This window comes from Parablastomonas sp. CN1-191 (genome assembly GCF_049354825.1).
Classification (GTDB): Bacteria; Pseudomonadota; Alphaproteobacteria; order Sphingomonadales; family Sphingomonadaceae; genus Novosphingobium.
In genome coordinates this window covers 363,158-377,926 of record NZ_CP186480.1, presented here as the reverse complement: position 1 = coordinate 377,926, position 14,769 = coordinate 363,158, and the positions used below count along the sequence as shown (strand labels likewise).

Genomic DNA, 14,769 nt, shown 5'->3' with positions numbered 1-14,769 from the left:
CGCTCCTAGAGCGGCGGCCATGACCAAGTCCGAGGAACCCTGGCACCCCGAACCCAAGCGCGAGGGTGAGCGCATCGCCAAGCTGCTTGCCCGCGCCGGCATCGCCAGCCGCCGCGAGGTCGAGCGCATGATCGCCGACGGCCGCGTAAAAATCGGCGATGTCGTGCTGACAACGCCCGCCACCGTGCTCAAGAACCTGTCGGGCGTCAGCGTCGACGGCAAGCTGGTGAAGGCGGCCGAGCCGCCGCGCCTGTTCGCCTTTCACAAGCCTTCCGGCCTGATCACGGCAGAGCGCGATCCCGCCGGGCGGCCAACGATCTACACCGCGCTGCGCAATGCCCTGCCCAGGGGAACGCCCCGGATGATGCCGGTGGGCCGCCTCGACCTCAATACCGAAGGGCTGCTGCTGATGACGAACGACGGCGGCCTCAAGCGCGCGATGGAGCTGCCGTCCAGCGGCATCCCGCGCACGTACCGCGCGCGCACGTATGGCGACGTCACCCAGTCCCAACTCGAAGACCTGATGGACGGGATCGAGATCGAGGGCATGCGCTATGGCCCGATCGACGCCAACATGGAGCGTCGGACCGGCCGCAACCAGTGGATCGAACTGACCCTGACCGAGGGCAAGAACCGCGAAGTACGCCGCGTTCTGGAGCACCTGGGGCTTGAGGTCAGCCGCTTGCTGCGGCTGGCCTACGGGCCGTTCCGGCTGGGCGACCTGCCGCGCGGCGCCACCGCCGAGATCCCCCAGAAAGAGGTCGAGCGCTTTCGCAAGGCGCTCAAGACCCCGGAATGAAGGCGCCCCCGGCAAAACCCGGCGGCGTCCGCATCGTCGCCGGCGAATGGCGCGGGCGCAAGCTGGCGGTCCCCGCCGGCGAGGGCACGCGCCCGACCGCAGACCGCGTGCGCGAGACGCTGTTTTCCATGCTGGCGAGCCGGCTCGGAAGTTTCGAGGATCTTGCCGTCGCGGACCTGTTTGCAGGGTCCGGCGCGCTCGGGCTGGAAGCGCTGTCGCGCGGCGCGGCGACCTGCCTGTTCGTTGAAAACGATGCCGCCGCGATCCGCGCGCTGCGTGCCAATATCGCCGCCCTGCACGCGCAGGCGCGCTGCACGGTCAGCCCGGCGTCGGTCCTGGCGATGGGGCCGGCCAGGGCGCCGCTGGACCTGGTGCTGCTCGATCCGCCTTACGGCACGGGCGCAGGCGCGGTGGCGCTGGACAAGCTGCAGCGGCTCGGCTGGGTCGCGCCGCAGACCTGGATAAGCCTTGAAACGGCGGCGGACGAGCCTGCCACCGTGCGCGGGCTGGCGGTCGAGAGCGAGCGCCGGGTCGGCCCGGCGCGGATCACCTTGCTGCGGGTCTTGCCAGCGTAACGCCGAGCAGCGTCAGCAGCCCGGCTGCCGACAGGATGCCGCCGATGGCGCCGGCATGGCCCGCTTCGCTAAGCGCCTGCGCCGCCAGCGGCGTCACCGCCCCGCCCACGATGCCGCCCGTGTTGAAGGCGATCGATATCCCGGTGTAACGCACGTCGACCGGAAACAGCGTCGGCAGCCAGGCGCCCAGCGGACCGTAGACGAAACCCATCACGAACAGCGCCGCCGACAACGTGGCGAAGGCCGCCATCGCGCCGCCCGCCAGCCCGGTGCCGAACACGAGGCCAAGCACCACCGTCGCAGCCGAACCCCAGGCCAGCACGCGGCGCGGGCTGGTCGCATCGGCCCGGATCGCGGCGACGACGATGCCCAGTGCCAGGAAGACGTTAGCGCCCAGTTGCAGGGCCAGGAAATGTTCGCGCGAATAGCCCAGCGCCGTGGTCGCGCGCGACAGTGCGAAGGCGGTGGCAAGGTAGAAGATCGCGAAACACGCCACGACGCCCGCGGCGCCCGCCAGCACCGCCCCGGCGTGCCGGGCGAACAGCCGCGCCAGCGGTACCCGCGGCGGCGGTGCGGCATCGCGCGCGGCGGCGAATTCGCGCGTTTCGCCGATGCGCAGCCGCACCCACAGCCCCAGCGCGACCAGCACCGCGCTGGCGATGAACGGCACCCGCCAGCCCCAATCGCGAAATGCCGCGTCGCTGAGCGTCAGGCCCAGCAGCAGGAACAGCCCGTTAGCGAACAGGAACCCGATCGGCGCGCCCAGCTGCGGCGCCGCCCCGAACCGCGCTGCCCAGCCCGGCGGCGCGTTCTCCACCGTCAGCAGCGCCGCCCCGCCCCATTCACCGCCCAGCCCGAAGCCCTGACCGAAGCGAAGGATGCACAGCAGCAACGGGGCCGCGAAGCCGATCGCGGCATGGCTGGGCAGGAACCCGATCAGGACGGTCGATGCGCCCATCAGCAGCAGCGAGGCCACGAGCGTGGCCTTGCGCCCGACCCGGTCGCCGAAATGGCCGAACGCAATCGCCCCCACCGGGCGGGCGACGAAGGCCAGCCCGAAGACCATGAAAGCGCTGATCGCCTGCGCCTGCGGCGACGAGGCGGGAAAGAACAGCGGCCCCAGCACCAGCGCGGTGGCGGTCGCGAAGACGTAGAAATCGTAGAATTCGACCGCGGTCCCGGTCAGCGCCGCAACCAGGACGCGGGCATGACGGCGCAGCGGATTGTCAGTCGATTGCATTACCGCGTTCGATGGCGCGGGCGCCGCGCGCGCGCAAACGAAAAGGGCGCCGGTTGCCCGGCGCCCTCTCGATCACGGCCCTGGTCCGCGGACCGCGACTAAGGCTTAATGCGGCTTGTAGGTGTTGACCGCGCGGCTCTTGCCGGGGGCACCGCCTTCACCGCGGTTCTGGCAGCTGTCCTGCATCTTGCTGGTGCAGACCGGATAGGTCTTTGCCATCGCATCGGCCGGCGGCGGGGTCAGCGCGCCCTTGTAGGGGCCGCCCTGGTACGTCGTGGTGGCGGGCATCGCCGGCGGCACGGACTGCGCCGCGGCCTGCGGATTGGGAACGCCGGTGGTCGGCATGCCCATGCCCGGGGGGTTGGCCTGGTTCGCCGGGGTCGGCGGGGTCTGGCCGGCAAGCTGGGCCTGCACGGACTGCCAGGCCGCGGCGCGCTGCTCGGGCGACATCTTGTAGATCATGCCGCGCTGGTCGGCGGTGAGCGCCCAGTAACCGGCCTGCTGATCGGGCTGGAGGGTCCAGTAATAGGCGGCCTGGTCCGCCGGGAGCGACCAGTAATAGACCTGGTTGTCATAGGGCCACGTGCCATAGGCGGCGCGCTGTTCGGCGGTCCAGGAATTGAACATCGCCTGCTGTTCTGCGGTCAGCGAATAGGTCCGCCCATCGGACGTCGTAACGCTGGAAGCCGCGGTCTGCGCATTAAGCGCGACCGGGGCGGTCAACGCCGCGAGAACCCCCGCGCCCGCAAGAAGGATATGGCGCATTCTCTGTCTCCATGTGGTGGTCGTTAGCCAGTGCGGCACTTACGTTTCAACGGCGGCAAGGTTCCTCCATGCGACGAACCGCCCTTGCGCGGCGACAGGGCGTTCCCTAGGTGTTCCAGTCTCCATGACGCTTCCCGCTCCTCCTTCCGCCGGCCCGCTGACCGGGGACGATCCGCTGCTGGCCCGGCTCAATCCGCCGCAGCGCGAAGCCGTGCTCGCCACTGAGGGGCCGGTGCTGATGCTGGCCGGCGCCGGCACCGGCAAGACCGCGGCGCTGACCGCCCGGCTCGGCTACCTGGTGCGCCAGCGCCTTGCCTGGCCAAGCGAGATCCTGTGCGTCACTTTTACCAACAAGGCCGCGCGCGAAATGCGCGAACGGGTCGGCAAGCTGATCGGCCCGGCTGTGGAGGGGATGCCGTGGCTGGGCACCTTTCACGCCATTGCTGCGCGGATGCTGCGCCGGCATGCCGAGCTGGTCGGGCTGCAATCCAACTACACCATCATAGACACCGACGATCAGCTTCGCCTGCTCAAGCAGCTGATCCAGGCCGAAGGCATCGACGACAAGCGCTGGCCGGCGCGGCAACTGGCCGGGCTGATCGATCGCTGGAAGAACCGCGGCCTGCTGCCCGGCGAACTCGACGCGCTGGAGAACGAGGCTTACGCGAACGGCAAGGGACAGCATTTCTACACGCTGTACCAGGACCGCCTGCGCGCGGTGAACGCCTGCGATTTCGGCGACCTGCTGCTGCACATGCTGACCGTGCTGCGCAAGCACCCCGATGTGCTCGAGCAATACCGCCAGCGTTTCAAGTACGTGATGGTGGACGAATACCAGGACACCAACCAGGTCCAGTACCTGTGGCTGCGGCTGATCGCGCAAGGGCGCCAGAACATCTGCGTCGTGGGCGACGACGACCAGTCGATCTATTCATGGCGCGGCGCAGAAGTGGCCAATATCCTGCGCTTTGAAAAGGATTTTCCCGGCGCCAAGGTCATCCGCCTGGAGCAGAACTATCGCTCCACGCCCGATATCCTGGCGGCTGCGTCGGGGCTTATCTCGACCAATTCCGAACGCCTTGGCAAGACGCTGTGGACCGAGGTGAACGGCGGCGACAAGGTGCGCGTGATCGGCGTCTGGGACGGGCCCGAGGAGGCGCGCCGCGTCGGCGAGGAGATCGAGCGGCTCGAGCGCGAGGGCGCCAGCCTGAACACGATGGCGATCCTGGTGCGCGCCCAGTTCCAGACCCGCGAGTTCGAAGACCGGTTCATCCAGATCGGCCTCGGCTACAAGATCGTCGGCGGCTTTCGCTTTTACGAACGGGCCGAGATTCGCGATGCGCTCGCCTATTTGCGCGTGGTCGCCCAGCCTGCCGACGACCTGGCGTTCGAACGGATCTGGAATACTCCCAAGCGCGGCCTGGGCGACAAGGCGCTGGAAAAGCTGCACCGCCACGCCCGCGCGCAGACCCTGCCGCTGGCCGCCGCCGCGCTCGACATCGCCGACACCGACGAACTGCCGGCGCGCGCGCGCAACACCGTGGTGGGCCTGATGCGCAGCTTCGCGCGCTGGCGCGAACTGGCGGCCGCTTCCTCGCCGGCGGAGCTGGCGCGCACCATCCTCGACGAATCCGGTTACACCGCCGCCCTGCAGGCCGAACGCAGCGCCGAAAGCGCCGGCAGGCTGGAAAACCTGTCCGAACTGGCTCGGGCGATGGAAGAGTACGAGACGCTCGGCGATTTCCTCGAGCATGTCAGCCTGGTGATGGACAACGACGCCGCCGACGACGCCGAGAAGGTCACCATCATGACCATCCACGCCGCCAAGGGCCTGGAATTCGACAGCGTGTTCCTGCCCGGGTGGGAGGAAGGCGTCTTTCCCAGCCAGCGCGCGATGGACGAAGGCGGGCTGGCCAGCCTGGAGGAGGAACGCCGCCTCGCCTATGTCGCGATCACCCGCGCGCGGCGGCGCTGCACGATCATCCACGCCGCCAACCGGCGCATCTACGGACAGTGGACAAGCTCGATCCCCAGCCGCTTCATCGCCGAGTTGCCCGAGGCGCACGTGGCGCAGGAAACAACGATGACCGGCGGCGCATCGCTGTGGCGGGCGCAGTTTTCCGAACACGGCGATCCCTTCGCCCACGTCGCCCGCGTGCAACCCGCCCGCACCATGACGCGCGGCCCCGGCTGGCAGCGCGCCGCGGCCACGACGTTCGACACCGCACCGAAGCGGATTGCCGAATCGACCCGCAGCGCCGCCAGCTTCGCCGCCAAGCCGCGCGGCGATATCGCCATCGGCGCGCGCGTGTTCCACGACAAGTTCGGCTACGGCACCGTCCAGGCGCAGGACGGCAACAAGCTGGAGATCGATTTCGAGGGCAGCGGAATAAAGCGCGTCATCGACAGCTTCGTCAAACCGGCCTGACAGGGGCTTGAACCGGCGCGTGGCTTGGGCCAGCCTGCCGGTCCTGCAACCGGGGGGAAGCACCATGATCCGATATGTCGCCGCCGCCGCTCTTGGCACAGCGTTCCTGCCGTCCGCGGCCTTCGCCGCAGACACGGCGCCGTGTGCGGCCGGGATGGTCTGCGCCAGCAACCCGGCCACCGTGAAAGCCGCCCTGGAACGTGCGGGCGTAAAGGTGACGGCGGGCACCGACGGCCAGGGCGACCCATCGCTAAGCGCCAACAACGGCTACGACTACGATGTCTTTTTCTATGGCTGCGAAAACCACACGGCCTGCGATTCGCTGCGGTTCGAGATCATGTTCAAGAAGGACCCCAGCAACACCGCCTCGCTGGCGAACACCTGGAACGGCAGCAAGCGCTTCGTGCAGATGTCGGTCCTCTCCGACGGCCGGCTTCGCGCGGCGATGGACGTGGCGACGATCGGCGGCATGAACCAGGCCAATTTCGCCGACGTCCTGGACTGGTGGAATTCGATGGCTTCTGAAATGGATGCCTTCTTCAAGCAGCAGGGCGCCACCGGCTGACGACCCGCGCTCACAAACGTGCCATTCGCTCGCGCCGGTCGGGGTGGAAGATAAGGTAGCCGGGCACGTCGCCGTGGCGCCGAAGCGCGCGGGTTAAAGCGCCGAGGTTCCGAGGAAGCCCGGGATGGGCCCGTTCCACGCCCCTTCGTCGCCGCTCGGCTCGGCCTCGCGGCGGCGCGGAGCCGGCGTGCGCCGCTCGTCTGCTTCTTCGCGGCGCCGGGCCGCTTGCTCGGCCTGACGGGCGGGCCGCTCCGCACGCGGAGCGCGCGCGGGCCGGGGAGCGGGAGCCGGTTCGGCGGCCGCCACCGGTTCAGCGGCGGAAGCGGATCCGCCAGACTTGCGCGGCGCGCGTTCGCGGCGCGCGGGCTTTTCGGCAGGGGCCGCCTCGCCCGGAGCGTGATCGGTGTCGGCGCCCTCGTTCCACACTGGCACCTTGCCGCCGGTCAACTTTTCGACATTTGCGATCGCCTCGGCATCCTCGGGCGCCACGAACGTGAATGCGCGTCCCTTGGCGCCGGCGCGCCCGGTGCGACCGATGCGGTGGACGTAATCGTCAGGATGCCACGGCGTGTCGTAATTGAAGACGTGGCTGACACCCTTCACGTCGAGCCCGCGCGCGGCGACGTCGGAGGCGACCAGGATGTTGATCGTGCCGTCCTTGAAGCGCGCCAGTTCGGCATTGCGGGCATTCTGGTCCATGTCGCCGTGAATCTCGCCGGCGTTGAAGCCGCTTTGCTTCAGGCTCTTGGCCAGTTCGCGCACCGTGGTCTTGCGGTTGGCGAAGACGATCGCGGTGTGCACGTCCTCGCTGCGCAGCAGGCTGCGCAGCGTCTCGCGCTTGCCGCGACTGGTCACCGCCACCTTGAACTGGGCGATGTTGGTGTTGGCCGAGGCCGGGCGCGCCACTTCGATCGACTTGGGGTTGGACAGGAACTTGTCCGCCAGCTTCTTGATCGGCGGCGGCATCGTGGCCGAGAACAGCAGCGTCTGCCGCGCGGCGGGAAGCTTGGAACAGATCGTCTCGATATCGGGGATGAAGCCCATGTCGAGCATGCGGTCCGCCTCATCGATCACCAGCATGTTGCAGCCGGTCATCAGGATCTTGCCGCGCTCCATCAGGTCCATCAGGCGGCCCGGCGTGGCGATGAGCACGTCGACGCCTTCCTGCAGCGCCTTGATCTGGTCGCCCATCTGCACGCCGCCGATCAGCAGCGCCATCTTGAGGTCGTGGTTGACCCCGTACTGCTTGAATTCGTCCGCCACCTGGGCGGCCAGTTCGCGCGTGGGTTCCAGGATAAGGCTGCGCGGCATCAGCGCGCGACGCCGTCCGTGCGAGAGGATGTCGATCATCGGCAGCACGAAGCTGGCGGTCTTGCCGGTGCCGGTCTGGGCGATGCCGATGATGTCACGCATCATCAGGACGCTGGGGATCGCCTGTGCCTGGATCGGTGTCGGCGTGTCGTAGCCCTTGGCGCTTACCGCGGCGAGCAATTCGTCCGACAGGCCGAGATCGGCAAACTTGGTCATCAAGAAGTGGTGTTCCGGAACAGGAGGAAAGCGATTCGCGCCCGGCAGCAGGCGACGCGCTACGCAGCCGCGCCCTAGGCGCAAGGACCTGCGAAAGTCAAGAAAACGTGGCTTCAGTCGTCCTTGACGACGATCTGGCGAAGCCCGCTGAGCTGGCAGTTGGCGCCCGAACGCGACAGCAACTGGTCGCGCCCGGCGCAGAGTTTGCCGTCTTCGTTGCGCGCGAGATAGAACCCCGAATAGAAATCCGCGGCGCGGCAGGCCTTTTCCAGCGTCGCCGAGACGACGCGGTTGTCGCGCAAGTACAGCACCAGCTTGTTGCCCGCGGTCTGGACCCCGGCGATCGAGGCGACCGGCACGCACTTGCCCATTTTCTTCTCGACGATGCGGGGCGCATCGGGTGCCGGCGGCAACGCCACCATCGCCGCCGGCGCGATCCCGCGCGGGCTGACCCGGATGGTGATGCGCTGCTCGATGCTGACCTGCCGGACGGGCGCTTCGGCCTCGGCGGCGATGTCGGTGCCGGGGGGGGCCACGGGTTCCAGCGAGGTCGGAACCGCGGGCGGCGGGGTGACCCGCGTGGGCACTTCGAACCCGTGCGACGGCGCGATGCGCTGCGCAGCCTCGATGCCGGCCAGGCCGGGCAGCATGACCGCGATCGGTGCCAGGATCAGGAGAAGCGGATTCACGAAGCGGTTCGGGCCCTTGCGGCAATGGACGGCAGTTGTCCGGCACGATCGCCGGGTCCATGGCGGGATAGGCCCGCCGCTTGAATATCGGCTTAACCCGTTGCAAGCGCGATGCAAGCCGCCCCCGCAGGAGGACAGACCGATGGACGATCACGCCGCTTTCCTGGCCGCGGCCGGCGCGCTGCTGGGGCCGCGCGGACTGCTGCAGGACCCCGACCTGGTGACCCCGTGGCTGACCGACTGGCGCGGCCGCTACACCGGCCGCGCGCTGGCGCTGGCCGCGCCGGCATCGACCTGCGAGGTTGCCGGCCTGGTCCGCCTCTGCGCCGAACACCGCGTCGCCATCGTACCCCAGGGCGGCAACAGCGGCATGTCCGGCGGCGCCACGCCCGACGCCAGCGGTAACGCGATCGTCCTGTCATTGCGGCGGCTGGACGCGATCGGCCCGGTAGACACCGACGCGGGCGAGGTTACCTGCGGCGCCGGGGTGATCCTGCAGACTCTGCACGAGGCGGCGGACGCGGCGGGTCTGCGCTTTGCGCTGACGTTGGGGGGCAAGGGATCGGCCACTGTCGGCGGGCTGATTTCGACCAACGCCGGCGGCACACAGGTGCTGCGCCACGGCACCATGCGCGCGCAAGTCGCGGGGATCGAGGCGGTGCTGCCCGACGGCTCGGTCTATTCCGCGCTGACGCCGCTGAAGAAGGACAACCGCGGCTTCGACCTGAAGCAACTGTTCATCGGCGCCGAGGGCACGCTGGGCGTGGTCACCGCCGCCACGCTACGGCTGGTTCCCGCCATCGGCGAACGGACTGCCGCCTGGGTCGGCCTGCCATCGGTCGAAGCCGCGCGCGCGCTGCTGGTCCGTGCCGAGGCGGCGCTGGGCCGCGCGCTCGAAGGGTTCGAGATCATGCCGCAGTCGTGCCTCGACGCGGTGCTGGCGCACGTGCCCGGCGCGCGTGCGCCGCTGGCGCAGCACCATGCCTGGCACGCCCTGGTCGAAGCGGTGTCGGAGCGCGGGCAGCCATCGCCCCGCGGCGTGATCGAAGACCTGCTGGCCGCCGCCATCTCGGACGGCGTCGCCGCCGACGCGGTGCTGGCCGCCAACGAGGCGCAGGCCGACGCGTTCTGGCGCCTGCGCGACGAAGTTGCCCCGGCCGAGCGCGCCAAGGGCCCGGCGATGCAGCACGACATCTCGGTCCCGGTAAATCGGATGGCGGACTTCATCACCGCCACGGCCCCGCTGATTGAGGGCGAATTTCCCGGGACATCGGTGGCGGCGTTCGGGCATCTGGGCGACGGCAACATCCATTACCACGTCCTCGCCCCGGCAGGCGCCGCCGCGGCGGAATGGCAGGCCGGCGAGGGCAAGGCGATCAGCCGCCGTGTCCACGACCTTGTCACGCGGTGGGGTGGGTCGATATCGGCCGAGCATGGCATCGGCCAGATGAAGCGCGACGAGCTGGCCCGGCTCGGCGACCCGGTGGCGCTGGCGATCCTGGGCAAGGTCAAGGCCGCGCTCGATCCGCTGGGGATCATGAACCCCGGCAAGCTGGTAGAGGATCGCAGCGTGCTTGCGCACGGGCCAGCCAGCGCCTAAAGCGCGCCTCCGCGCGGGCGCCTTCGCTGCCGCGCTCCTGACAATTCCCCGCCGGAGAGATTTTCATGGCCAGTGCGCCGCCAGCCCCGAACCTGCCGCTGTTCTACAACGACCTGATGCCGCTCAATTCGCGCGATCACGCCAATTACCGGGCGCGCTCGACCGACAAGGCGGGCTGGTTCGCCAATGTCCACGCCATCCCCCTGACCGCCGAGGAATTCCCCAGCGCGCAGAGGTTCACGCCGATCATCTTTTCGGCCGAGGAAAACCCCGTGCCGCTTGCGCTGTTCGGCCTTAATGAAGGCGTCAACGTCTTCACCGACGACGAAGGCAAGCTGAATGCCGCGGTCTATGTCCCGGCCTATGTCCGCCGCTACCCGTGGATGCTGGCCAAGCTGACGCCCGACAGCGACGAGCTGTCGTTGTGCTTCGATCCGACCTCCGACCTGGTCGGTGAATTCGAGGAAGGCGACGCGCTGTTCGACGGCGACCAGCCGAGCGCGGCGTGCCAGAACGCACTCGAGTTCTGCCGCACCTTCGAAGAAGCCGGGATGAAGACGCAGTCCTTCGTCGAGGAGCTCAACAAGCACGGCTTGCTGATGGACGGCGAACTGTCGATCCAGCGCCCCGACAAGCCGGACGAGCCGTTCATCTATCGCGGCTTCAAGATGGTCGACCAGGAAAAGCTCGCTGCCGTGCGCGGCGACCAGCTGCGCACCTGGAACCAGAACGGCATGCTCAGCCTGATCTACGCGCACCTGTTCTCGCTCGACCTGACGCGCGAGATCTTCGGCATGCAGGTGGCCATGGGCAAGGGCCCGGTGCCTTCGCCGGCGCTTCAGACCGCCTGACAGGCAGGGCTAACGCCCTGATGCAATTGGTGACACGGCGGGGGTTGTCAGCCCGCGCCGTGCTGCCTACATTCGATATCGCCTTGCCGGGCTGCCCTCATGGTCCGGCCAAGGTCGGTGCACTTCGTGCACCTCCTCCCTGAACCTTGGCCACCTGGCGCGAAAGCTCCAGGTGGTTTTTTATGGCTATTCGGCGGCTTCGGCCCAGGTCGCCTGGCCCGCGCGGGCCCGGCCCAGCGCCGCCACGTCCTGCGCCAGCCGCCGCACCAGCCCGCTCAGCAGGTGAACTATCGCCGCCAGCCCCGGCCCCGGTTCGGCCAGCCGCGAATCGAGGTAACTGGCGCGGTCGATCTCCAGCTGGAGTGCGTGCCGGCCCGCGCGCGGCGCGGCGTGGGTCTCGAGCACGTAGCCGCCCGCGTATGGCCGGTTGTGCGCGGCACCGCGGCGCATCTCGCTGAAATAGGCGAAGGCGCTGGCGATCAGGCCGCCGTTGCAGGTTGCCCCGAACCGGTCGCCGATAACGAATTCCGGCGCACGTTCGCCGCTGCGCGCGGGCAGCGGCGGCATCGAATGCAGGTCGATCAGCAGCGCTGCGCCCCAGCGATCGGTCAGCCTGGCCAGCGCCGCATCGACGCAGGCATGGTACGGCGCGTGAATCTCGGCCAGGCGGGCATCGAGCTCGGCGTGGTCGTGGCGGCGCTTCCACAGTTCGCCCAGGCCCGGCAGGCGGCGCGGGATCAGGCCCAACCCGGTACGCGCCCGCCGTCCCGGCGTGTAACTGCCGATTTCCTGCGCGAGGTGCCGCTCGCCGCGTCCGAACATCTCCCAATCGACATCATCGGCGGCGCGGTTGAGGTCGATCATCGCGCGCGGCGCGTGCGCCACCAGCAGCGCCGCGCCGGTTTCGCGGGCAACGCGCTCTGCCAGCAGGTCGGCAAAGCGGTCCTCCAGCCGCAGGGCGGCAAATCCGGGGTTGCGCATCCGTTCCAGAAGGGTCCCGGGATAGGCGCGGCCGGCGTGAGGCACCGCGAGCAGGACCGGCAGCGGCGATGGATCGCCGAGCGTTAGCGTGAAGGCAGGGGTACCGCCACCGCCGGGGATCGAGCCCCCGCTGACCGGCTTGCCCCGCCCGGCCGAATCGCTGCTGCCGCCCTCGCCTTGATCCATGCCGACAACGCTGAACGACTGCGCCGGCCGTGTCAAAACGGCGGGGCGGCATCGCCGAGCGCGACTTGTTAACCGCTGAGTCGCTATCGTACGCGCCACGTGTCCGCTGTTACCGGAACTGCATGATGACGAGCATATTGCTGGCCGAGGACGAGGACGCGATGCGCACCTACCTCGCGCGCGCGCTTGAAAGCGCCGGCTACCAGGTGGTCGCGGTCGATCGCGGCACCGCGGCGCTGCCGCTGTTGGAAGGCGGCGCCTTCGACCTGCTGCTGTCCGACATCGTCATGCCCGAGATGGACGGCATCGAGCTGGCCCAGCGCTGTGCCGAGATCAGCCCGGATACCAAGGTGATGTTTATCACCGGCTTCGCCGCCGTCGCCCTCAAGGCCAACCTGGCGGCTCCGGGGGCGAAAGTGCTGTCGAAGCCGTTCCACTTGCGCGACCTGGTGGCAGAGGTCGACCGCCTGTTCGCCGGCACGGTAGAAGCTTCGGCCTAAACCGGCGCGCGCTCACGCAGGCCGGCGGTCCTGAGCGCCGGCTTGTAGTCGAGTTCGCCCTCTTCCATGATCTGGGCGCGGAATTCGTCGCGCTTTTCGTGGATCGAGGCGATAACCGGGCCCATCGCGGCACCCAGCTCCACCAGCACCGCCTCGGACAGTTGCAGCGACGCCTCGAGTGCCTCGGGCACGGCCTGGGTCGCGCCGGCGCGGTAAAGCTGGGCGGCATGATGGGCATCGCGGGCGCGGGCGATGATCGACAAGTCGGGGTAAGCGGCGCGCAGCTTGCGCACCAGCCGCTGCGCCGCCACCGGTTCGTCCATCGTGATGATGACGGAACTGGCGTGCTCGATCCCCAGCCGCGCCAGCGCCGCACCGTGACCGGCATCGGCGAATTCGGCGCTGTAGCCCTCGTGGCGGGCGGCGGAGACCAGCTCGGGATCGCTGTCGATGCCGACGTAGGACTTGCCGTGCGTCGCCAGCATTTCCGCCACCAGCCGGCCGACACGGCCGAACCCGACGATGATCGCGCGCGGTGCGTCGCTGGCCGGATCGTGCGGCGGCACATGCGCGGCAAAGCTGCGGTCGACCTGGCGGCCCAGCCGCTTGCCGATCCACGCCAGCAGCGGCGTGACGGTCAGCCCCAGGGCGGTGACGATCTGCCAGAACTGCGCGGTGCCGGGCTGGATCAGTGATGCGCTGGCAGCCGCGCCGAGCACGATCAGCGTGGTTTCGGACGGGCTCGCCATCAGGATCCCGGCCTCGGTCGCGGTACCGCTGCGGGCGCCCATGGTGCGCAGCGCAAAGGCTGTGACCAGCGCCTTGACCGTGATCACCGCCGCCGCCGCGCCCAGTATCATGCCCAGGTTGGCAGCGATCACGTCGAGGTCCACGCTCATCCCGACGGTGATCAGGAAAACGCCCAGCGCCAGGCCCTTGAACGGCGCGGTGATGACTTCGACCTCGCCGTGGTACTCGGTCTCGGCGATGAGCAGCCCTGCGATCAGCGCGCCGACGATCGGCGACAGGCCGACCCCCGCCGTCGCCAGCGAGGCAACGATCACCACCAGCAGGCTGGCGGCCAGGAACAGCTCAGGGCTTTTGGTGCGGGCGGCCTGCGCGAACAGGCGCGGCAGCACAAAGCGGCCGACGACCAGCAGCGCCGCGATCACCGCCGCGCCCAGCCCCAGGGTCTTGAGCAGCGCCGAGCCCGCCTCGCCCCCGGTCGGCGCCATGGCGTCGAGCAAGAACAGGATCGGCACCAGAGCGATATCCTCGAACAGCAGCATCGCCAGCGCGGCACGGCCCACCGGCGTGGCGGTGCCCGCGATCGGCAGCACCAGCGCGGTCGACGACAGCGCCAGCGCCAGCCCCAGCGCCAGCGATCCGCCCGGCCCCTGCCCCAACACCGCCAAAGTCGCCGCCACCAACGCCGCGGTCACGCCCAGCTCAATCGAGCCGAGCCCGAAGACGGCCTTTCGCATCGACCACAGGCGGTTGAACGACAGCTCCAGCCCGATCGTGAACAGCAGCAGGATGATCCCGAACTCGGCAAAGGGATCGAGGCCGCTGGGATCGCTGATCGTGAACCACGCCAGCCACGGATGATCGAAAGTCAGGCTGCCGAGCCCGAACGGGCCGACCGCGATGCCGACAAGGATGAAGCCGATCACCGGCGTGATCCGGAACCGCGCGAAGACCGGGATCACCATCCCCGCGGCGCCCAGGATCACCAGCGCGTCAGAGAGAAAGGGTGTGATCATATCGCTGCTGCCGGCCATGCCCGCACCTTGGCGGGGACGAAGCCATTTGTCACGCGGCGCTGGCGGCGGCGATGGGTGACACGGACCGCCGTCGTTTTTGCAAACGAAATGGGCCACAGGCCCCTGAATGAAAACGATAATCCTACCGCGCCGCGTCACCTTCCGGACTGTTTCCTTAACCCTTTGCAGCAGATTATATTCATCGCCATTTGCCGGATTGGTTAAGGGCGGGAACGAGGTAGGAAAGGAACACCTTCCGGATAGGCGTGACGGTGCTGGACAAGCACGCCGTCGTCTTCA

General features: G+C 68.9%; 13 protein-coding genes. 7 read left to right on the top strand and 6 right to left on the bottom strand.

The window, feature by feature from the left end:
* Positions 1-19 precede the first annotated feature (19 nt).
* Positions 20-799, top strand: coding sequence for a pseudouridine synthase (locus ACOYW6_RS01885; protein WP_423142139.1), 780 nt, complete (start codon positions 20-22; stop codon positions 797-799).
* Complete coding sequence (gene rsmD / locus ACOYW6_RS01880; protein WP_423142138.1) at positions 796-1,374, top strand: 16S rRNA (guanine(966)-N(2))-methyltransferase RsmD; 579 nt, start codon at positions 796-798, stop codon at positions 1,372-1,374. Before ACOYW6_RS01885 ends, rsmD begins: the two co-directional genes overlap by 4 nt.
* Here rsmD and ACOYW6_RS01875 read toward each other — a convergent pair.
* Positions 1,346-2,614: an MFS transporter gene (locus ACOYW6_RS01875; RefSeq protein WP_423142137.1), complete on the bottom strand. Its 1,269-nt coding sequence runs from the start codon at positions 2,612-2,614 to the stop codon at positions 1,346-1,348. The two genes, rsmD and ACOYW6_RS01875, sit on opposite strands and share 29 nt — an antisense overlap.
* 105 nt (positions 2,615-2,719) lie before the next feature.
* Positions 2,720-3,379, bottom strand: a complete 660-nt coding sequence (locus ACOYW6_RS01870) for a hypothetical protein (RefSeq protein WP_423142136.1) — start codon at positions 3,377-3,379, stop codon at positions 2,720-2,722.
* A gap of 124 nt (positions 3,380-3,503) precedes the next feature.
* Between ACOYW6_RS01870 and ACOYW6_RS01865 the strand changes: the two genes are divergently transcribed.
* Positions 3,504-5,807: an ATP-dependent helicase gene (locus ACOYW6_RS01865; RefSeq protein WP_423142135.1), complete on the top strand. Its 2,304-nt coding sequence runs from the start codon at positions 3,504-3,506 to the stop codon at positions 5,805-5,807.
* A gap of 64 nt (positions 5,808-5,871) precedes the next feature.
* Positions 5,872-6,372, top strand: a complete 501-nt coding sequence (locus ACOYW6_RS01860; protein WP_423142134.1) for a YbjN domain-containing protein — start codon at positions 5,872-5,874, stop codon at positions 6,370-6,372.
* Between the two features lie 93 nt (positions 6,373-6,465).
* On the opposite strand, the gene ACOYW6_RS01855 is transcribed toward ACOYW6_RS01860, so the two are convergent.
* Complete coding sequence (locus ACOYW6_RS01855; protein ID WP_423142133.1) at positions 6,466-7,899, bottom strand: DEAD/DEAH box helicase; 1,434 nt, start codon at positions 7,897-7,899, stop codon at positions 6,466-6,468.
* Positions 7,900-8,012: 113 nt separating this feature from the next.
* Positions 8,013-8,588, bottom strand: coding sequence for a hypothetical protein (locus ACOYW6_RS01850; RefSeq protein ID WP_423142132.1), 576 nt, complete (start codon positions 8,586-8,588; stop codon positions 8,013-8,015).
* Between the two features lie 142 nt (positions 8,589-8,730).
* Here ACOYW6_RS01850 and ACOYW6_RS01845 point away from each other — a divergent pair, with 142 nt between their 5' ends.
* Together ACOYW6_RS01845 and ACOYW6_RS01840 are read left to right on the top strand one after the other, a co-directional pair.
* Positions 8,731-10,188 (top strand): FAD-binding oxidoreductase, encoded by a 1,458-nt coding sequence (locus tag ACOYW6_RS01845; RefSeq protein ID WP_423142131.1) that lies wholly within the window; start codon positions 8,731-8,733, stop codon positions 10,186-10,188.
* Between the two features lie 65 nt (positions 10,189-10,253).
* A complete protein-coding gene (locus ACOYW6_RS01840; RefSeq protein ID WP_423142130.1) occupies positions 10,254-11,039 on the top strand; it encodes a SapC family protein in 786 nt (261 codons plus the stop codon).
* 186 nt (positions 11,040-11,225) lie between these two features.
* On the opposite strand, the gene ACOYW6_RS01835 is transcribed toward ACOYW6_RS01840, so the two are convergent.
* Positions 11,226-12,206 carry an N-formylglutamate amidohydrolase gene (locus ACOYW6_RS01835; RefSeq protein WP_423142129.1) on the bottom strand — a complete coding sequence of 327 codons (981 nt, stop codon included), beginning with the start codon at positions 12,204-12,206 and terminating at the stop codon, positions 11,226-11,228.
* A gap of 125 nt (positions 12,207-12,331) precedes the next feature.
* Between ACOYW6_RS01835 and cpdR the strand changes: the two genes are divergently transcribed.
* Positions 12,332-12,706, top strand: coding sequence for a cell cycle two-component system response regulator CpdR (gene cpdR / locus ACOYW6_RS01830; RefSeq protein ID WP_423143035.1), 375 nt, complete (start codon positions 12,332-12,334; stop codon positions 12,704-12,706).
* Here the strand turns inward: cpdR and ACOYW6_RS01825 are convergent.
* Entirely contained in the window at positions 12,703-14,487 is a 1,785-nt protein-coding gene (locus ACOYW6_RS01825; protein ID WP_423142128.1) for a cation:proton antiporter, read from the bottom strand. The genes cpdR and ACOYW6_RS01825 overlap by 4 nt on opposite strands.
* Positions 14,488-14,769: the final 282 nt, after the last annotated feature.

Coding starts and splice junctions, on each gene's coding strand:
- ACOYW6_RS01885 (WP_423142139.1), top strand. CDS start 20: ATGACCAAGTCCGAGGAACCCTGGCACCCCGAACCCAAGCGCGAGGGT.
- rsmD (WP_423142138.1), top strand. CDS start 796: ATGAAGGCGCCCCCGGCAAAACCCGGCGGCGTCCGCATCGTCGCCGGC.
- ACOYW6_RS01875 (WP_423142137.1), bottom strand. CDS start 2,614: ATGCAATCGACTGACAATCCGCTGCGCCGTCATGCCCGCGTCCTGGTT.
- ACOYW6_RS01870 (WP_423142136.1), bottom strand. CDS start 3,379: ATGCGCCATATCCTTCTTGCGGGCGCGGGGGTTCTCGCGGCGTTGACC.
- ACOYW6_RS01865 (WP_423142135.1), top strand. CDS start 3,504: ATGACGCTTCCCGCTCCTCCTTCCGCCGGCCCGCTGACCGGGGACGAT.
- ACOYW6_RS01860 (WP_423142134.1), top strand. CDS start 5,872: ATGATCCGATATGTCGCCGCCGCCGCTCTTGGCACAGCGTTCCTGCCG.
- ACOYW6_RS01855 (WP_423142133.1), bottom strand. CDS start 7,899: ATGACCAAGTTTGCCGATCTCGGCCTGTCGGACGAATTGCTCGCCGCG.
- ACOYW6_RS01845 (WP_423142131.1), top strand. CDS start 8,731: ATGGACGATCACGCCGCTTTCCTGGCCGCGGCCGGCGCGCTGCTGGGG.
- ACOYW6_RS01840 (WP_423142130.1), top strand. CDS start 10,254: ATGGCCAGTGCGCCGCCAGCCCCGAACCTGCCGCTGTTCTACAACGAC.
- ACOYW6_RS01835 (WP_423142129.1), bottom strand. CDS start 12,206: ATGGATCAAGGCGAGGGCGGCAGCAGCGATTCGGCCGGGCGGGGCAAG.
- cpdR (WP_423143035.1), top strand. CDS start 12,332: ATGACGAGCATATTGCTGGCCGAGGACGAGGACGCGATGCGCACCTAC.
- ACOYW6_RS01825 (WP_423142128.1), bottom strand. CDS start 14,487: ATGGCCGGCAGCAGCGATATGATCACACCCTTTCTCTCTGACGCGCTG.